The following is a 17,952-nucleotide window of genomic DNA, read 5'->3' as shown; positions in this document are numbered from 1 at the left end:
CGGTTCGAGGTGGCGCCATTGATGCGTGTACGTAGGCAGTCAGACGGCTCTCTCAAGCGGTCTGACAGGCCACGTAACGGCGGCCCTGGCATCGTGACTGTGAATGCTCTCGAAGTTTCTAACTGCAACCCGGTGAGCGACTCCGATCTCTCGGCATGACGCTGAGAGATCACGTGCCATGTCTTCGACGAACGCAGGATTGTCGTGAGCGCGCATGGTAACCACGCGCTCGTCGACGCGCTTGATGATCGGGAAGACAGGAGTCGACCCAACTTCGCGGATCATCTCGAAGAGGCGTTTGACTGGCAGAGGGTACACATCGTCTGACGCCCCTAGGACCGTGAGCTCCACTCGGCTTCGCTGATTGTGGGCTCCGTAGTCGCTGATGGCCTTGCTGCATGGACAGAGGCTAGTTACGTCGGTGCGGACCGTCGTCTCCGCGAGCACATCACCTTCGTTGAACTTGGCTGACAGCGAGACATCGCTGGCCTGCCATGAGGCAATGCGGGACTCGGGCGCAACTACCTCGAAGGCTATGGGCAGGGAGACGTCGAACTGCACACTATCGACGTCTAGCCGACTGGCGGCCGCTTTAAGTGCCGTGGGCAACTCTCGAGGGTCGAGGTGCCTGAGATGCTCATGTACGAGTTCGAGCATCCGGCTCATGTGAGTTCCGCGGCGATCAGCCGGCAGGCGAACCGAGACGTCAATCGATGCGATACCGTCCTGCACCGTGCTCCCGTCAGCGAAGTGGACGGGATAGCGCACCCCTGCGACTCCGACCTCGTCGAGTTCGATACCGCGGCGATCTGGCTCGTCTTGAATGTCTGGTAACTGCATTGCTCAGGCTCCCCGGTACACACATCCAGATGTGCAGGTCTCGCGGACTCGGATCTCGCTGAGGTTCGGCAACCCGGACACGAGACGGTCCCAGATCCACTTGGCGAGTACTTCGCTGGTCGGATTCTTCAGTCCCTCGACCTCGTTGAGGAAGTTATGGTCGAGTTGGGCTTCCAGGGGCTTGAAAGCCGCCTTGAGATCCGCGAAGTCCTGCACCCAACCGGTGTCGTCACCGACCGACCCGACGAGGTGCACCTCGACCCGGTAAGAGTGGCCATGAAGCCGTCCGCACTTGTGACCCGTCGGCACGTTCGGGAGTAGGTGCGCGGCCTCGAAGGTGAACTCGCGATAGATCTCGGCTGTGTAGGTCACGGGATTCCTAGGTACTTGTGGGTCTGTAGGCTGAGTTGCCAGCGGGGGTTCTCCATGCAGAACTTGACCGCGAGTTCGGTGTTCACCGCGAGGTCAGGTCCGTCCATCGGCTGGACTCGAAAACTGGTGAAGTCGAGGTGCTCGAACGAGACCGGGTCGACGTCTGCCTGAGGTATGACGAACTTCAGTTCCTGGCCCGTGTGGACTACCAGTTCGGAGCCGATCTTCGGGCTCACGCACAACCAGTCGATCCCATTCGGAGGGTTGATGGTTCCGTTAGTCTCGACGGCAATGTAAAACCCGCGAGTTTTGAGGGCCTCGACGGCGACATCATCGAGTTGCAGTAGTGGCTCACCACCGGTGAAGACGACCATCGGCTGCCCGCCGGGGACTGACGGCCACTTTGATGAGATGGCCTCGGCCAGGGTGTCGGCATCTCGGAACTTTCCGCCGCCTTCGCCGTCGGTGCCTACGAAGTCCGTGTCGCAGAACTTGCAGATCGCGCGATCCCGGTCCTTCTCGCGTCCAGTCCAGAGGTTGCAGGAGCTGAAGCGGCAGAACACTGCTGGGCGCCCAGCATGAGTGCCCTCGCCCTGAAGGGTGTAGAAGATCTCCTTGACCTTGTAGGTCACGCGCCGGACTCCTGGTAACTGAGCGGATCCTCCATGCCCGCCTCCGCGAAGCCCTTCAAACGCAGCAGACATGAGTCGCAGTGCCCGCACGGACGGCCGTCGGCGTCGGGGTCATAACAGGATGATGTAAGTGAGTAGTCAACGCCCAGGCGGGTGCCAACCTCGACGGTTTGCGCCTTGGTTAGCTCGATCAGGGGAGTGTGAATCCTGAGGTGTTGTCCTTCAACGCCGGCCCGGGTCGCAAGGTTAGCCATCTGCTCATAAGCCGCGATGTACTCAGGACGGCAATCGGGATAGCCCGAGTAGTCAAGAGCGCTGACACCGATGAAGATGTCGGTCGAGCCGACAACCTCCGCGTACGCGAGCGCGAACGACAGGAACACTGTGTTGCGCGCCGGTACATAGGTGATCGGGATCTCATCCTCAGCGAGCTCGTCTGTCGCATCGTGCTTGGGCACATCTAGCTCGGCCGTCAGCGCGGACCCGCCGAACACTCTCAGATCGATGTCGCACACGACGTGCCGCTGCACCCCAGCAGCGAGAGCGACGCGGCGAGCCGCTTCGAGTTCGACCGCGTGCCGCTGACCGTATCGGAAGCTCAGGGCGTAGGTTTCGTAACCTTGGTCTTTCGCCATGGCGAGGACTGTGGTCGAGTCAAGGCCCCCGCTGAGCAGGACCACTGCCTTCTGGCTCATCAGCCCACCTCTCAATCGTGTACGTTCTGGCAGATACACACTAGGCTTAACTGCAACCTACAGTACCTGCAACTGGACGACAGTTTTCTTCCTGAGGGGTCATGTCGCGACAGAAACTGACGATCGTGGTCACCTGCACCGATCGCAAGGTAGCTGCGGCGCAGCCTGCCCTCACGGCCCGAACTCTTCCTGAGGGGACGGTGCGGGCCAGGGTCCGGGAGTGGCGTAGGCGGCTGAGTCGAGAGCAAGCGACCATGCGCCTGACCGATCTCTACTCTGGAGAGTCATGGACGCAGGTGAAGCGGCTCATAGCGACTGCCCACTCCACCGGCTACGCCCCGGATGTGTTTGTCGCGTCTGCCGGCGTTGGACTCCGTCGCATTGACGAACTCTCCCCGCCGTACGCCGCTACTTTTAGCGTCGGCCATGCAGATTCTGTTGCCCCCTCAGTCGACGAGGCGCGAACGTGGTGGTCGGGACTTCCCCACACCGCCGCACCAGAAGCCCTCCATCCATCCATCTGGGTGTTGTCGGAGGCCTATTCGCGAGTCCTCGCACATACGCTGACGTCGATTGAGCCTGGGGCCGCTGCAGTCGTCTTCGGCGGCTCATCTAACGTGCCCGATGAGGTACGCGTCCCCGCTGATCGTGGGCTGCGGCGCGCGCTTGGCGGCACGGCCATGAGTCTCAACGTTCGTATGGCCATTCGTTGGCTAGAAATCGCGGAGGGGCAGGCGCTCGCAGGCGAGCGAACGCGCCTGGCGTGGGAGGAGTGGTCCCGCCGCGAGAGACACGCGGAGCGATATGATCGAAAGCCGCTCTCTGACGACGCTGTGCGTGAGTTCATAGCGAACCTGGCCAAACTTGAACCAGGTGTCTCAAAGACGCGCGCCCTCGGGACGCTGAGGAACTCGGGGATGGCCTGCGAGCAACGCAGGTTCGCAACGCTCTTTTCGGAGGTTGTGAAGCGATGACCGAACTGCAGTGGCTGGAACGGCGCGCGCTCAAGGTCTTGCAGAGTGACGACACGCCGTTGTACCTCTTCACACTCGCCGCTGAAGAGGTGGATCTGGTTGCAGATGTCGCACGGATCAGCCGCGATGAAGCTGGCAAGTTGATCGGCTACCAGAGGCCCGAGAAGCGGAAGCACGTCAAGCAGATTCAGGACTATCTAGACTCCGCGCATCCGTTGTTCCCGAACGGACTCATCCTTGCGTTGCCACCTGAGGTCAAGTTCAAGTCCAGCCGCGGTCCGTCGACCAGCGACGGGCTCGCGATTTCCGGAACCCTGGAGATCCCGATCGCGTCGGACGCCGACGGGCCGAGGCCGGCGTGGATCGTTGACGGCCAGCAGCGCAGCCTAGCTCTCGCGCGGACGAAGAATCGGCGAATGCCGGTACCAGTCGCTGGGTTCGTCACTCCAAGCCTCGAACTTCAGCGCGAGCAGTTCCTTCGAGTCAATACTGTCCAACCTCTGCCGATAGGCCTCGTTACGGAGCTACTTCCGGAGATTGCGCGCGTCCCATCCGCGCGCATGGCGACGCGGCAACTGCCCTCGGCCCTTGTTGACATGCTCAACCAGGATCGCGAGTCGCCGTTCCAAGGCATCATTCGACGTGCGTCAACCACCTCCAACGACAAGAAATCCACTTACGTGACCGATACCAGCCTCGTGGAAGCAATTCGCGAGTCGCTCGAGTCGCCGTCGGGAGTGCTGTTCCCCTACCGCAACATCGCGACAGGAACTACTGACACTCAGGGCATCCGGCGTCTCCTTCTGGCCTACTGGACCGCGGTACGGGAGACGTTCCCGTCGGCCTGGAACAAGCCTGCGACGCAGAGTCGACTCATGCATGGCGTCGGAATCCGTGCAATGGGACGACTGATGGACCGCGTGATGACTCACGTCCGTGATGATGATCCGCAGGCTACGCAGCGCGCGTCCGATGAGCTCCGACTCATTGCGTCAAGGTGTCGGTGGACTAGCGGAACGTGGGAGGATCTGGGCTTGGCTTGGGACGAACTTCAGAACACGCCCCGCCACATCAGTGCGCTGTCCAACCATCTCGTCCGGATCTACCTAGCTGAGCGGACGGGACCGCGGTGAAGTTCTACTTTCCAGATAGCCAGGATCTCGTGAGCCCGACCTACGACTTCATGCGAGACGAGTATGTCGCTCATCGCGTCCGGCAGCGAGATGACCGGTACGCGCATGAAGTGCTTGAGTCGGCGCCGTATCACGGGATCTTGGTCAGCAAGTCCATCGTCGATGGTTCCATCAAGGGCGCCGGCAAGTACTCGGCAGCACAGCGTGCACGCATCTACAGGATGGGGGTCCGGCGTTTCTTTCGTCTCCCGGACGCCGTTGAAACGCTGGGCGACAACGGGGCCTTCAACTACGTAGACGAGGAAGTGCCACCGGTCACGGCTGAGCAAACACTCGACTTCTACGACGAGTGCGGCTTCGATGCAGGCATCAGCACTGATCACATCATCTTCGGATATGAACCCGGCGCGGGTGAGTCTGACGTGGATCCTCAGTGGGCAGAGCGGCGACGGTTGACCCTCCGCCTCGCGGAGCAGTTCATCAACGCAACTCGCGAACGGCGCACCAGCGTGCGCCCAGTCGGCGCCGCGCAGGGCTGGAGTCCTGCCAGTTTTGCAGACAGCGTGCATGCCCTCCAGGACATGGGATACGAGCGGATTGCGCTGGGTGGGATGGTCCCGCTAAGGACCGCCCAGATCCTGGCATGCCTTACGCAGATTTTCGACGTACTCAAGCCAGAGACAGAACTTCACTTGCTCGGGATTACGCGCCTCGACTCGATGGACAAGTTCGCTGCTCTGGGAGTCACCAGTTTCGACAGCACCTCAGCCTTCCGGCAGGCGTTCATGGATGACCGAAACAACTACCACACCAGAGAGCGCGCGTACGTCGCCATCAGGGTGCCTCAGGTTGACGGGAACCCAACGCTCAAACGCGCGATACTCGCTGGATCCGTCAGCCAGAGAGAGGCGATGAGCGCAGAACGCGAGGCTCTGACCGCGCTGCGGTCGTACGACGGATCAACGGCCTCGCGAGTAGGCTGCCTGGATGCGCTCGGGGCGTACGAGTCGGTCTGTCAGACGAAGAAGTCGTACCTGACTGCCTATGACGAGACGTTGGAAGCAGCGCCTTGGACTCGGTGTTCCTGCAATCTCTGCCAGCAGCATGGAGTCGAGATTGCGATCTTTCGCGGCACCGAGCGCAACAAGCGCCGGGGCTTTCACAACATGTCAGTGCTCGCGCAACAGATGAGTGGGTTGAAGCCCACACGAGGAGATGCTGATGGCTGATCGGTACGAGATCCGGCTTCCCGCCTTGCGGATCCGCCAGGGAGAACAGTTCATCTACACGTTCGGGGTCGATGGCAAGCGGATCCACAACTTCACGACTGTCAGCAGAGTCCATCGCGACGACATCGACCTGCGCGGATATCAGCGCCCTGAGGTCTTGAGCCATATCCGCGCGATCCGGCGCTATCTTGAAGCAGACGGCGCGATGCTGCCGAACGCGATCGTGCTCGCCTTCGACGACCGCGTTACCTTCGAGCCGATCCGCTCAAAGAGTCCGGTGGACTACGTCGCAGTTGGTCAACTCGTGATCCCGGTCGACGAGTCGCTTCCGGATGAAGCCAAGCCAGCCTGGCTCGTCGACGGCCAGCAACGAAGCGCGGCGATCAGAGATGCGGATCTGGCCGAGTTCCCGGTTGCTGCCGTCGGTTTCATTGCGCGCGGAGAAGCCGAACAGCGGTCACAGTTCATCCTGGTCAACAACACCAAGCCGCTCCCTAAGGGCCTGATCCACGAACTCTTGCCTGACACAAAGGGTCAGCTTCCGACGCCGTACGCCCGAAAGCAATTGCCGGCGCAGGTCCTCGCGAGACTGAACTTCGGCGATCGAGCCGCCGGCGAGCCATTCGCAGCACGGATCGCAACCCCCACCATGGCAAACGGCTATATCAAGGGCAACAGTGTTCTCAAGATGGTCGAGAACAGCCTCTACGACGGTGCCCTCTACCAGTATAGGAATCCCGAGGACGGTACAGGCGACATCGATCAGCTAGTGCTGCACCTGAACTACTTCTGGACCATCGTTCAGGTGACATTTCCCGATGCTTGGGAACTCCCTCCCACGAAGTCGAGACTCACCCACGGAGCGGGCATCCAGGCCATGGGCTACGTCATGGACGCTCTCACGGATGGCGTCCCGACGCGCAAACTGTCCGGCCTCAAGCTGGAATCAAAGATTGCGGAACTTCGTGAGCACTGCGCATGGACATCCGGGACATGGGACTTCGGGCCCGACCAAACCCGGCGATGGAATGGCATCCAGAACACGCCAAACGACGTCCGGTTGCTGACGAGCCACCTCCTGCGTGCCGTTCGGTGATGTGGCCCGCCTCCGGCCTGACCGTGGTCGGCGGCCGCAAACCCGCACCCATGACCGGATCTCGTCGACGTGCCGCTACTCCCGCCCGGTCGGCGTTGAGGTTCCGCCTTTTATTCAGCTCAAATCAACGGAAGGCAATGACGATGCACGGGCACGGGTGCGTAGCCTGGCGTGGCGAATCCGCAGGTCATGGGTAGGTTCGCTAATTGATGACAAACGATGAGCGCTTTCCTGCCAGAGTCCGCGGGTTGTGGGTTCGAGTCCCACGGGGCCTACCGTGATGAACAGGTCCAGGCTGAGCGTGCGCGGCACGCCGTCCACCAGCGCCAGCATGTTGCACCCGAAGGTGTCCTGCAGCTGGGTGTGCTTGTAGAGGTTGTTCAGTACGACGCGGGGCTGAGCGTGGTGTGGTGTCTCAAGGCATCGGCACAGCTCCGAACCCTCGATTTTGGTCGGGGCTATGTCTGGACGATGTTCAGGGCGCGCAGCCTTGGTCTCCGGGCCGTTGCGGCCGCCATTCCCGCGCGATGACCGGGTCGTGTAGGCAATGTCGTTGTCGGTCAGCGTGGAGGCCGGATCCGTCTGCGTAACGGGTTCGCGGAACGCGGCCACCACGATCGGGCCGGTGATCCGGACGTGGGCGGTGCCCGACAGGCATACCGGGCATAGTCGTCCAGCCAGGTGACGATCTCCACATCGGCGCCTGGCGAGCCGTCGGCGCTGGTGTGGCGGAAGTGGGTGGAGTCGGACTGCCAGCACTTGTTGGTTGTTCGGCGGCGAACCGCATGTACGACGACCGCGGCCGCTTCCCCGGATCCGGGACGACCCCGCCAGAGCGGGTCAGGATCCATGGACCGTCGCCCGCGACATCCTCATGTCGTGGTGGTGTTCCAAGTGCCAGCCGATCGTGTCCGCCCCAGCATCCGGACCCTGCTCGGCCAACTCTTGCGCAAGGCCAACACCAGCTACACCGTCGCGGTCGATGTCGCCCGCGGCGAGGTCTTCGGCCGCCGCGACCTATCGCCTGACTCTCGACTCGGTACGGGCCAGAAACTCATACACCCATGACAGGGCCAGCGACCACCTGCGCCACCGACCGCTTCTCCACCACCACGACAGCCGTGATCACCAACCCGGTTCGACATGCCCGAACCACAACAACCCGTCCACGACCTCCCGAGACATCAGTCCGGCATGTCATGAGAACCCGTCCGGGATGTCCGGGGGCTTGCTGAGCTGGCGGGTGTTGCGCGGGCTTGGTGCGGGCTAGGTTCGGGTTTGTCGGCCCGATCGCGGGGAGGACGCACATGACAGGTCGGATCGTCGTTGGCATCGATGGATCGCAGCACAGCGGCAGCGCGCTCGAATGGGCGGTGGCCCGGGCACGCCTCGGAGGCGAGGAGCTCGAACTGGTCAACGCGTACAGCGTTGTTCCCGAGGTCGACTTCTACGGCTACCACAGCATGGCGAGCCAGCCCGTGGAGTGGTACGTCGAGTTCTCCGAGCAGGTGCTCGACGCCGCGGCGGCGCGGGTACGCGAGCTCGCGCCCGACCTGACGTGCACCCGGAACTCGAGTATGGGCCACCCCGCCCATCTGCTCGCGGACGCTTCCGAGGCCGCGGACGTCGTGGTCGTCGGCCGACGCGGGCTGGGCAGCGTCGCGAGCGCTCTGCTCGGTTCGGTGAGCAATCGGTTGACGATCCAGGCGAAGTGCCCGGTGGTCGTCGTCGGGGAGGACGATTTTCCGGTGACGGGCCCGATCGTCGTGGGCGTCGACGGGTCGCAGTTCGGCACCAACGCGCTTCGCTACGCAATCACCGAGGCCGCCGTGCGCAAAACCTCGGTGAGAGCTGTCGCCGCTTACGACGTTCCGCATCACGCGTTCGCGGAGGACCCGGAAATCCTCGTACAGATGCAGGCGGAGGTCGAGGCAGAGGCGGCCGGCACCATCACCCGAGCGCTCGACGAGGTGAAGGGGACGGCCCCTGCGTCGGTGAGCGTCGACCGCGTGGCAGTGGAAGGCGGCGCCGCCGAAGCGATCCTTGGGCACGCCGACGACGCGCAGCAAATCGTGGTCGGTACGCACGGCAAGGGCCTGGTCCGCCGGATCCTGCTCGGGTCGGTCAGCCGGCGAATCCTGAACGATGCCGACCGGCCGGTCGCCGTCGTCGATCTTCCTGACAGCTGATCGTCGCCCCGGCAGAGGTGTTCCTGTCCATCGTGTTGGTCAGGTGCGCGGCGTTCGACGTATCTGAAGTGACCGCGCTATGACTGCGATCGTGCGCGGGATTGCCTGGCTCGGGGTATTCGTCGGGATCTGCGTGGCGCCGCTGGTGTTCGCGCTGATGAGTACGAGCCAACCGGAGCAAGGTTTCTGGGCCGCGCTGGTCCACGTGCTGTTGGTGAACTACTACGTCGACAGCATTTGGAAACAGGTGCTGTGGTCGATCATGACCGCGGCATTCGTCTGGCTGCTGGTCTGAGTGCGGGTGCTTCGTCCACTGCGGATACGCCGGCTGTCGTGGACGGTCGAACGGATCACACCGGAACGCGACGGTACGACGGTCCTCACCCTGCGCCCGGACGGTCACGACGGCATGCGCTTCGACCCCGGCCAGTTCGCGTGGATCACGATTGGCAGATCGCCGTTCTCGGTCACCTCCCACCCGTTCTCGTTCTGCTCTAGCGCCGAGCGGAACGGCAGCCGGGCACGGACGTCTACGTGGACGGGCCGCACGGCGTGTTCTCGATCGACCAGTAGGAAGGCGCCGGCTTCTGCCTGATCGCCGACGCCCGGCCCGTCGTCCTGTTCGCCGGCAGCCGCCGCCGGGCTGGATCGGGGAGTCCGGGACATCGACGCGGACATCCTCTCCCGCCACCTGCCTGCGAGCCTTCAGCGCTTCCAGTACTTCGCGTGCGGCCCGACGTCGATGCTCGCCGCCGTGGAGACAGCGCTTGTCCGAATCGGCGCGCCGGCTGACCGCGTCCATACCGAGCGTTTCGACTGGGTCTGAAACAGACAAGAACTGAAGGCACCTCCGCGCCGCTGTGCTTGTGTTTCGCGGTCGCTGCAATTCCGGCCAGTCGCTCAGGGCTGGCCGGCTTGGCGACGGTTGGGTACTGGAGTCCCTGCCATCATGGCTTCTCGGGCGACTCGAAGCGGGCGGTGTCGGCGCTGACGCGCCAGGAGATGTTGACGTTCGGGTCGCGCGAGCCTGCCGCGCCGGCAAGGCCGTCCTGAGTTGTCAGGATGGTGTCGGCGAGAGAATGCGAGCCACGTCGCACGCTGTCCGGTTGGTCGGTGCTGGTCACGTCGGTGAGCCTGTCGACCTGCTCAGCGAGTGCGTCGAGCACCGATTTGAGTTGAACCTGCGCAACCCGGGCGAAGGTGCGAACGTACTCGACCTCCGGCACGTGCGGAACCGGATCTGCACCAGGCTCGGCGGACAGGCTTGCAGCTGCGGAGTTGTCGCGGGCGGCGCGCTGCGCCTCGCCGCGGGCGCGCTCGAGGATCTGGCGCTCCTGGGCCCGGGTGGCGGTCATCATGTCGCGGGCATGCTCGACCGCCTCGGCGACCAGACTGTCCGCAACTTGCTGTGCCTGACTGAACAAAGCGATGGCCTGCGGGCTGATCCCGGCGGAGTCGGCCTCGGGGCCGGCGCTGCCCAGCTTTTCGCGCAGTGACTCGATCTCCGCCCGCAACCGGGCGCGGTCGGCGTCCGCCTGCTGGATCTGGTCGGCCAGCCTGTGCAGATAACTTCTCACCTCGGCCTCGTCGAGACCTCGCATACGGTGCGAGAACTGCGCCTCCCGCACCGAGCGCGGGGACAGTCCCGCCGTGGCTTCATGAATCGCGTGTGTCATCGGTCCCCTCCCTGAACCAGCTGCTGCCCACTCCGGCCGCCGGTCGAGTCGAGTGGCGGCTCGATCGGCCGACTGACCGGCGTGGTGTCGCCGGCGAATTCCTCTCGGCGGATCCGCTCGGCCGGCACACCGGCTGCGGTCAGTTGCGCAACAGTGTGCCGCACCATGCCGGCTGAACCGCACACCATCACCAGCCGTCCGTCGGCGGAGGCGTGCTTCGCCGCCACGGAGCCCACGGCGCCCCGCAGACCCGGGTACGACGGGTCGTCGGAGATCACCTCGCTGTAGTCGAACCACGGCCGGGCGGTGAGCTGACCGAGCAGGTTGCGCTCGTACAGACTCCACGGCATCCGGGCGCCGTGGAACAGGTGGACGTTGGGGGCGACCCGGGTCGCCTCCCACTCCCGGTCGATCTGCTCCAGCACCGCGCGCAACGGAGCCAGCCCGGTGCCGCCGGCGATCATCTGCAGGTCGCGCTGATCCTCGGCCGCGCGAGTCAGCGCCTGCCCTACCGGGGCGCCGAGGCGAACGACCTGGCCGGGCATGAGGCTGCGGACGACGGCCGAACTGACCTGGCCGCCGTCGATCAGCTGGACGTGCAGCTCCACCGATCCGTCTTCGCGTGGCGCGTTGGCCGGACTGAAGTACCGCCACAGCCGCGGCCGCTGCGGGATCTCCATGGCCACCGACTGGCCCGGGCGATACACCAGCGGCTGTCTCGGCAGCAGTTGCACGACGCTCACATCGAGGGTGCGCCGCTCCACCGAGACCACCTCGGCCTCCCACCACGCTGGGGTCCGGTCGGCGGCCTCCTCGGCTGCCTGCACCATCACCTTCGCGATCAGCCCGTAGGCCCCGGCCCAGTCCTCGGCCAGCTGAACCGTCCAGGCCGGCCCGAGGAAATGCTGCAGCGTGGCCAGCAGCGACGCGCCCACCGCGGAGTAGTGCTCGGCGATCACCGAGAACCGCCGGTGATCCCGCCCGAGCTGCTCGATGAACGGCAGTACCTCGTCGACTTGATCCACGTTGCTGACGATCCGGCCGAGTGCGCCCACGAGCTTGTCGCGCTGCGCCGACATCGAGGTCGGGAACAGCGTCCGCAGCTCCGGATGCGACAGGAACAGATGCGAGTAGAAGTGCAACGGCACCTCATCGCCGGACTTGGCCACCAAAGCCCAGCTGTCCTTCAACGCCGCGGTATCCATCGTCAGTCGGCCCCAGCCGAAGTGTGCTGCTCACCCGCTTCGACCCGACTCGAGGTGCCCGATTCGCCGGACGTGGTCGACTGCGTGACGACATCACGCTCTGTCCCCGCCAGCGCGACCCCGACCCGCTCAATCACCTCCGCCGGGACGCCCGCCTCCTGCATCGCCATCACCAAGTGAGCGACCACCCGGTGAAAGTCATCTCGAGACACCTTCAGATCGCGGTGCGCGTCGGCCAACTCTCGGCCGTCGTACTCCGCCGGGCCACCCAGCACCTGAGACACCAACAACACTTGATGCCGCCGCAGACGGGCCAGGTCCACACCGTCGAAGTAGCCGCCGAGCTGCGGGTCGGCCAGCACGATCTCGTAGAAGCGGTGGACAACTCCCGACACCGCCGGCCCGCCACCGATCAGGTCGTAGTCACTCACCCCGGCGTCCGGCCGCTCGCCAAGGTCGATGTCGTTCTCGTTCCCCATACGTCTCCTCATCCCGGATCCATACACTTTCAACAATCCCCGAGCCGTCGAGCACGCCGGTGACGCTACCCCACCCCGGCGCCACTCACACCTGCTTCGCGACTTCCTTACACAGCAGCGCAACAGACACAGCGAAACCCCACTACACCAGGAGGATTGAGCCGCGCAACACTCCCGCGCGAATGCGATGGTGCGGCCTGCGCCGAGGCGAGTCTCGTGTCCGAGTCCGGGTCATCGACCTCAACGTCGCAGGCGATCCGAGCCCGGTGCGCAGAGCTGGCCCGCGACGCCCGGCCACTGCGAGTCCGCCGCGGTCCCCTACCCTAGCCTGGTCCGCGCCTGACGGCTCAATCCGAACCCCCAGTTCCTCGCTGGTCTCCGCTCGAGGAGCTGGCACTATTCGTACCATTACTGGTCACCGCAAAACCCTACCGTCGAACCCCACGAATCATCCGGCACGGGTAGGCGCAGTCAGCACGGGGAATGCCCGGTGCGGCGAGGGCACTGATGACTCGTACGGCGCTGTCAGTCCAATTCATCGCGGGTGCGGCGGTAGCGCTTGTAGATCACGCGAGAGCCGAACGTCGGCTGGGTCCTTCGTTGCCGACGGTGGCGCCGTACTCCGAGCCCTCCACGGCGGCCTACCCGCCCAGCCGGGTGATCAAGGGTCACCAAACCCCTGCCGGGGCGCCTGCCCAGGGTGCTGCCGGCAGGGGTTTGGTGGGATCAGGCGCCGAGGGCTTCGAGGATGGTCTCGGTGACAGCGGCGGGCTGGGAGACGCTGAGGGCGTGCGAGGCGCCGGCGATCTCCTTGTGGCCCTTGGCGGCGGCGCGCTCGGCCAGGTAGCGGTGCAGTTCGACGGGGATGTTGCGGTCGCCGTCGCTGAAGACGAACCAGGACGGGAGCGACTTCCAGGCGGGCGTCTCGGCGGGCAGGCCCTCGGTCAGGGCGGCCTCGGTGACCGGGCGCTGGGTCGCGGCCATCACCGCGGCCTGCGCGTCCGGGACGTCCGCGCAGAACTGCTGCTGGAACACGTCCTGCCGGATGGCGAACTCGTTGCCGCCCGCGACCGGGTAGGCGTTGAGCGCGTCGCCGAGCGTGCTGCCGGGGAACTTCACCGAGAGCTGGAACGCGTTCTCGCCGTGGTCGGGGGCGAACGCGTCGACGTACACCAGGCCGATGACGTTGTCGTTCTGCGCTGCCGCCTCGGTGATGACCATGCCGCCGTACGAGTGGCCGACAAGCAGCACCGGCCGGCCGATGCCGGCGATCACGTCGCGGACGTAGGCCGCGTCGGTGGTCAGGCTGCGCAGCGGGTTGGCGACCGCGACGACCTCGAGACCGCGCTCGAGCAGTCGTTCGACCACGCCGTTCCAGCTGCTGGCGTCGGCGAAGGCGCCGTGCACGAGCACGACGGCTGGACGTTGGTCGTTCATGGGGAACTCCTTAGGGAATCGGTGTCGCCAGCTCAGACATGGCAGCTTGCGCGTTTGTGACCGGAGCCCGATGTCACGGCTGTCACAGGCCGCCGGGCTGGCCTGTCTTAGCTCGCGACGGACAGCAACTGGGGTGCTCTTGGAGAGGTTCGGATGACCGCTGCGGCGATGGTTGCCGAGTTCGACGACGTGGCCGGGTGGACGGCGGACGCCGTACGACAGTTGGGGGACCGGTACGCCATCCCGGCCGCATGCCGAGGCAGCGCCAGCCCGACGGCGCTGGCCTGGCTGGCCGAGGCCTGCGAGTTGTCCGCCGGCATGCGCCTGCTCGACGTCGGAGCGGGCGTCGGCGGACCTGCCGCCTGGGCGGCCGAGCGATTCGGTGTCAGCCCGATCCTGCTCGAGCCGATGCCTGCCGCGTGCCGGGCCGCGTCCACGCTGTTCGGCTTGCCCGTCGTACTCGCGGACGGTCGTCGGATTCCCGTGCGTACGGCGTCGGTCGACGTCGCGTGGTGTCTCGGAGTGCTGTGCACGGTCGAGGACAAAGCGACTCTCCTCAGTGAGATCCACCGCGTGCTGGTCCCGGGTGGGTCCGTCGGCCTCCTCGTCGTAATTGCCCAGGGCAAACAACTGCGACGGCTCCCGGACGGCAACCACTTCCCCGGCCAGCGCGAGCTGGACACCCTGCTGGCGGAAGCGGGGTTCGACGTCCTGGAGCAGATCGAGCGGCCGGCCGACGTACCCCGGTCATGGTCGCTCAGGGCAGCCGAGGTCGCCGCCATGGTCGAGGCCCGGCACAGCTCACACACCGCTTACGCGCTCGCCGCTCGACAGGGGCGGCGGCTCGCCGATCTCTTCGACGGCGGACACCTGTCGATGCAACTGATTCACGGGAGAAAAGCATGACGTGGACCTTGGAAAGCCTTCGGGAGCACCTGCAGTGGGCGGTCGAGCTCGAGCACGCGACGCTGCCGCCGTACCTGTGCGCGCTGTACTCGCTGGACCCGCAGCGGAACCCGGAGGCCATCCAGGTCGTGGGTAGTGTCTTCTCCGAGGAGATGCTGCACCTCGCGCTCGCGGCCAACATCCTGAATGCGGTCGGCGGCCGGCCGCACCTGGACAAGCCCGAGATGCTGCCACCGCATCCACGGCGGATGCCGCACGGCGACCGCTCGCTGCAACTGTCGCTGGCGCCGTTCGGGCCGGAGGCGCTGGAGATGTTCCTCCGGATCGAGCGGCCGGCGCCGCCCGGCGGCCCGGCAGAGGGCGACAACTACGAGACGATCGGCCAGTTCTACGACGCGATCGAGCGCGCGTTGATCGAGCTGTGCGACGAGCTCGGTGAGGACGCGGTCTTCTGCGGCGATCCGGCCCGGCAGGTCGGCGACGCCCACTTCCGGCACAGCGGCGGCCGGTTGATCGTGGTCGACAGCCTGAAGTCCGCGCTCGAGGCGCTGGAGGAGATCGTCGAGCAGGGCGAGGGTACGGCGCGTGGCGAGGTCTGGGACGGGGACGCGGACATGTTCCATCCCGACCGTGACGAGGTGGCGCACTACTACCGCTTCCAGGAGCTCAAGCTCGGCCGGCGGTACCAGCGTGGTGATACCCCGGAGTCCGGTCCCACCGGTGAGCCGATCGGCTTCGACGTGGACGGCGTACGCCCGATGCGGCCGAATCCACGGCTGACCGACCACCCGGAAGGACACCCGATCCGGGTCGCCCAGGAGGAGTTCAACCACACGTACTGCGCGGTGCTGCACCTGCTCGAGCAGACGTTCAACGGCAGTCCGCGGATGCTGTCCGTTGCCACCGGCACCATGTATGCGCTGAAGGCCCAGGCCGAGGCGCTGATGCAGATGCCCGACGACGAGGGCTTCGTCGCCGGTCCGACGTTCGACTACGTCACTCCGGCAGCGCGTCAGTGGTCGGTCGGCGAGTCGCAGCGGGTCGCCGTACTGCCGAATGGTCCGTACGTCGTCTACGGCCGGGTGCCGCTGCGGCGCAAGCTCAAGATCGTGTCGGAGAACAACGACTCGCTCACCTGGCAGACGTCGGCGGCCATCGAGACCGAGGACACATACGCGCTCTGCCGGTGTGGCCGGTCCGGCTCCAAGCCGTTCTGCGACGGGACCCACGCGGTGGTCGGCTTCGACGGCACCGAGGCCGAGCCGATGGCGCCGTACGGCGAGCTCCAGCACGTCCACGACGGCGTCGGCATCTCCGCGCAGCGGGTCGGCGAGCTGTGCATCCACGCCGCCTTCTGCATCGGCCGGACGCGTCCGATTGCCAAGATGCTCGCCGACACCGAGGACAGCGACGTACGCTCCGATGTCATGGGACGAATCGACCACTGCCCCTCGGGGTCCTACAGCTACGCGCTCGAGCGCGGCGGTCAGTCGATCGAGCCCGACCTGCCGCGGGCGATCTCGGTGCTCGAGGAGGAGGACGGCCAGGCCAGCGCGTTGTGGGTCACCGGCGACCTGCCGGTGCACCGGGCGGACGGGCGGCTGCAGGAGACCCGCAACCGGGCGACGTTGTGCCGGTGCGGTCACTCGTCCAACAAGCCGTTGTGCGACGGCACCCATCGCGAGATCAAGTTCCACGAATGACCTCGGCCGACTTGGAGCAGGCCGCGGCGGTGTTCGCCGAGGTCCGGGGCCGGCTGTTCGGCATCGCGTACCGGATGCTCGGCAGCGCCGCCGAGGCCGAGGACCTCGTCCAGGACGTGTGGTTGCGCTGGCAGACCACCGACCGCAGTAAGGTGACGAACCCGGCGGCGTACCTGGCGACCGCGATCACCCGGCTGGCGATCAACGCGACCCAGTCGGCACGGGTACGGCGGGAGACGTACATCGGCCCGTGGTTGCCGGAGCCGGTCGACACCAGCGCTGACCCGTACCTCGGCGCCGAACGGAGCGAGGCGCTGGAGTTCGCCGTGCTGCTCATCCTGGAACGGCTGACGCCGACCGAGCGGGCGGCATACATCCTGCGGGAGGCGTTCGACTACCCGTACAGCCAGATCGCCGAGATCATCGGGTCCACCGAGGCGGCCTCGCGCCAACTGGTCAGCCGGGCCCGCAAGCGCATCGTCGCCGAACGCCACAACCCGGTGACCGGTTCGGAACAGCGCGAACTGCTGACTGCCTTCGTCACGGCCGCGCAGTCCGGCGACCTCGAAGAGCTCGAACGCCTGCTCGCCGCTGACGTCGTCAGCTACTCCGACAGCGGCGGCGCCGCGCGGGCCACCCGCTACCCGCTGGTCGGCGCGGACCGAGTGGCGAAGGTCCACAAGGCGTACGCGTCGACGTTCTGGCAAGGCGCCGACGTCGAGCTCGGCACCGTCAACGGCCAGGCCGCCGCCATCCTGCGCCGCAACGGCACCACCTTCGCCGTACTGACCATCACCGCCTCGACGGCCGGCATCGAACAGGTCCTCTGGGCCCTCAACCCCTCCAAACTCACCACCTTCAACGCCGCCTAACAGCCTCCCGCCCACCCAGGACCGCCGCCGAGCAAGACCGCCCCCGACCCGCCAACTCCTGCTCGCTGACCAGCGTGAGAACCGGCGTACCCGGCCGTCAGCATCCGCGTCGGCTGCACAGAGAGGTCACCCTGCGCGGCTGTGACATCGGACCGGGGTTTGGACCTGGGTTGTTTCGGTCGGGTGCGGTGGTTATCGTCGAGGGAGCCGCGGGAGCTCACGCCAGAGTGGGCTGAGAGGGCGACTGACCACGGTGTCGCCGACCGCTGAACCTGTATCGGGTAATGCCGGCGTAGGGAGGACGCGATGGCGTACGACGTGTGGGTGAACGGTGAGGCGACGACAGTCCCGCCGGATCGATCCGTTGCCGAACTGGTCCGGGAGTACTCCGACCGCGAGACCGGGATCGCGGTCGCGGTGAACCAGACCGTGCTGACGCGCGACGAGTGGGCCGGTACGACGCTCACGGACGGCGACCGGGTCGAGATCGTCAGTGCGGTCCAGGGTGGTTGAG

At 65.6% G+C, this 17,952-nt stretch carries 20 protein-coding genes and 1 riboswitch; of the genes, 10 read left to right on the top strand and 10 right to left on the bottom strand.

Annotated elements, in window-relative coordinates; all coding sequences use genetic code 11:
• Positions 1 to 39: 39 nt before the first annotated feature.
• Genes folE2 through queC form a run of 4 tightly spaced genes read right to left on the bottom strand, consistent with a single transcriptional unit; the run spans position 40 to position 2,539 of the window.
• Positions 40 to 840, bottom strand: coding sequence for a GTP cyclohydrolase FolE2 (gene folE2, locus AB0H36_RS08215; protein ID WP_360518529.1), 801 nt, complete (start codon positions 838 to 840; stop codon positions 40 to 42).
• A 3-nt stretch (positions 841 to 843) separates the two neighbouring features.
• On the bottom strand, positions 844 to 1,212 hold the full coding sequence (queD, locus tag AB0H36_RS08210) for a 6-carboxytetrahydropterin synthase QueD (RefSeq protein WP_360518526.1): 369 nt from the start codon (positions 1,210 to 1,212) through the stop codon (positions 844 to 846).
• Positions 1,209 to 1,844, bottom strand: coding sequence for a 7-carboxy-7-deazaguanine synthase (gene queE / locus AB0H36_RS08205; protein WP_360518523.1), 636 nt, complete (start codon positions 1,842 to 1,844; stop codon positions 1,209 to 1,211). The genes queD and queE overlap by 4 nt, the downstream gene beginning before the upstream one ends.
• Positions 1,841 to 2,539 carry a 7-cyano-7-deazaguanine synthase QueC gene (queC, locus tag AB0H36_RS08200; RefSeq protein WP_360518520.1) on the bottom strand — a complete coding sequence of 233 codons (699 nt, stop codon included), beginning with the start codon at positions 2,537 to 2,539 and terminating at the stop codon, positions 1,841 to 1,843. Before queC ends, queE begins: the two co-directional genes overlap by 4 nt.
• A gap of 254 nt (positions 2,540 to 2,793) precedes the next feature.
• Here queC and AB0H36_RS08195 point away from each other — a divergent pair, with 254 nt between their 5' ends.
• The 4 genes from AB0H36_RS08195 to dbpB (AB0H36_RS08180) are packed head-to-tail and all read left to right on the top strand — an operon-like array spanning position 2,794 to position 6,971.
• The gene (locus tag AB0H36_RS08195; protein WP_360518517.1) at positions 2,794 to 3,513 is read left to right on the top strand and encodes a hypothetical protein; all 720 of its coding nucleotides are present in this window, start codon (positions 2,794 to 2,796) and stop codon (positions 3,511 to 3,513) included.
• Complete coding sequence (gene dbpB / locus AB0H36_RS08190; RefSeq protein WP_360518514.1) at positions 3,510 to 4,646, top strand: DGQHR domain-containing protein DpdB; 1,137 nt, start codon at positions 3,510 to 3,512, stop codon at positions 4,644 to 4,646. Before AB0H36_RS08195 ends, dbpB (AB0H36_RS08190) begins: the two co-directional genes overlap by 4 nt.
• Positions 4,643 to 5,875 carry a tRNA-guanine transglycosylase DpdA gene (gene dpdA, locus AB0H36_RS08185; RefSeq protein WP_360518511.1) on the top strand — a complete coding sequence of 411 codons (1,233 nt, stop codon included), beginning with the start codon at positions 4,643 to 4,645 and terminating at the stop codon, positions 5,873 to 5,875. Before dbpB (AB0H36_RS08190) ends, dpdA begins: the two co-directional genes overlap by 4 nt.
• On the top strand, positions 5,868 to 6,971 hold the full coding sequence (gene dbpB, locus AB0H36_RS08180) for a DGQHR domain-containing protein DpdB (protein ID WP_360518508.1): 1,104 nt from the start codon (positions 5,868 to 5,870) through the stop codon (positions 6,969 to 6,971). Before dpdA ends, dbpB (AB0H36_RS08180) begins: the two co-directional genes overlap by 8 nt.
• 114 nt (positions 6,972 to 7,085) lie before the next feature.
• On the opposite strand, the gene AB0H36_RS08175 is transcribed toward dbpB (AB0H36_RS08180), so the two are convergent.
• A complete protein-coding gene (locus tag AB0H36_RS08175; RefSeq protein WP_360518505.1) occupies positions 7,086 to 7,586 on the bottom strand; it encodes a hypothetical protein in 501 nt (166 codons plus the stop codon).
• 692 nt (positions 7,587 to 8,278) lie between these two features.
• Between AB0H36_RS08175 and AB0H36_RS08170 the strand changes: the two genes are divergently transcribed.
• A complete protein-coding gene (locus AB0H36_RS08170; protein ID WP_360518502.1) occupies positions 8,279 to 9,160 on the top strand; it encodes a universal stress protein in 882 nt (293 codons plus the stop codon).
• A 79-nt stretch (positions 9,161 to 9,239) separates the two neighbouring features.
• Complete coding sequence (locus AB0H36_RS08165) at positions 9,240 to 9,455, top strand: hypothetical protein (protein ID WP_360518499.1); 216 nt, start codon at positions 9,240 to 9,242, stop codon at positions 9,453 to 9,455.
• 104 nt (positions 9,456 to 9,559) lie between these two features.
• Here AB0H36_RS08165 and AB0H36_RS08160 read toward each other — a convergent pair whose 3' ends face one another.
• The 5 genes from AB0H36_RS08160 to AB0H36_RS08140 form a co-directional block, all read right to left on the bottom strand.
• On the bottom strand, positions 9,560 to 9,826 hold the full coding sequence (locus AB0H36_RS08160; protein WP_360518496.1) for a hypothetical protein: 267 nt from the start codon (positions 9,824 to 9,826) through the stop codon (positions 9,560 to 9,562).
• A 281-nt stretch (positions 9,827 to 10,107) separates the two neighbouring features.
• A complete protein-coding gene (locus tag AB0H36_RS08155; RefSeq protein ID WP_360518493.1) occupies positions 10,108 to 10,836 on the bottom strand; it encodes a DivIVA domain-containing protein in 729 nt (242 codons plus the stop codon).
• The gene (locus AB0H36_RS08150) at positions 10,833 to 12,026 is read right to left on the bottom strand and encodes a globin domain-containing protein (RefSeq protein ID WP_360518490.1); all 1,194 of its coding nucleotides are present in this window, start codon (positions 12,024 to 12,026) and stop codon (positions 10,833 to 10,835) included. Before AB0H36_RS08150 ends, AB0H36_RS08155 begins: the two co-directional genes overlap by 4 nt.
• Before the next feature lie 17 nt (positions 12,027 to 12,043).
• Positions 12,044 to 12,532: a group 1 truncated hemoglobin gene (locus AB0H36_RS08145; protein WP_360518487.1), complete on the bottom strand. Its 489-nt coding sequence runs from the start codon at positions 12,530 to 12,532 to the stop codon at positions 12,044 to 12,046.
• 714 nt (positions 12,533 to 13,246) lie between these two features.
• Positions 13,247 to 13,957, bottom strand: a complete 711-nt coding sequence (locus AB0H36_RS08140; protein WP_360518484.1) for an alpha/beta hydrolase — start codon at positions 13,955 to 13,957, stop codon at positions 13,247 to 13,249.
• Positions 13,958 to 14,110: 153 nt separating this feature from the next.
• Here AB0H36_RS08140 and AB0H36_RS08135 point away from each other — a divergent pair, with 153 nt between their 5' ends.
• The 4 genes from AB0H36_RS08135 (at position 14,111) to thiS (ending at position 17,951) form a co-directional block, all read left to right on the top strand.
• On the top strand, positions 14,111 to 14,863 hold the full coding sequence (locus AB0H36_RS08135; RefSeq protein ID WP_360518481.1) for a methyltransferase domain-containing protein: 753 nt from the start codon (positions 14,111 to 14,113) through the stop codon (positions 14,861 to 14,863).
• The gene (locus AB0H36_RS08130) at positions 14,860 to 16,566 is read left to right on the top strand and encodes a ferritin-like domain-containing protein (RefSeq protein WP_360518478.1); all 1,707 of its coding nucleotides are present in this window, start codon (positions 14,860 to 14,862) and stop codon (positions 16,564 to 16,566) included. The genes AB0H36_RS08135 and AB0H36_RS08130 overlap by 4 nt, the downstream gene beginning before the upstream one ends.
• The gene (locus tag AB0H36_RS08125) at positions 16,563 to 17,438 is read left to right on the top strand and encodes an RNA polymerase sigma-70 factor (protein ID WP_360518475.1); all 876 of its coding nucleotides are present in this window, start codon (positions 16,563 to 16,565) and stop codon (positions 17,436 to 17,438) included. Before AB0H36_RS08130 ends, AB0H36_RS08125 begins: the two co-directional genes overlap by 4 nt.
• Before the next feature lie 199 nt (positions 17,439 to 17,637).
• Positions 17,638 to 17,754, top strand: a riboswitch (TPP riboswitch).
• A complete protein-coding gene (gene thiS, locus AB0H36_RS08120; RefSeq protein WP_360518472.1) occupies positions 17,745 to 17,951 on the top strand; it encodes a sulfur carrier protein ThiS in 207 nt (68 codons plus the stop codon). Its footprint overlaps the riboswitch before it by 10 nt.
• Position 17,952: the final 1 nt, after the last annotated feature.

This window comes from Kribbella sp. NPDC050820, from assembly GCF_040653975.1.
GTDB lineage: Bacteria > Actinomycetota > Actinomycetes > Propionibacteriales > Kribbellaceae > Kribbella.
This window is presented reverse-complemented; position numbering and strand designations above follow the sequence as displayed.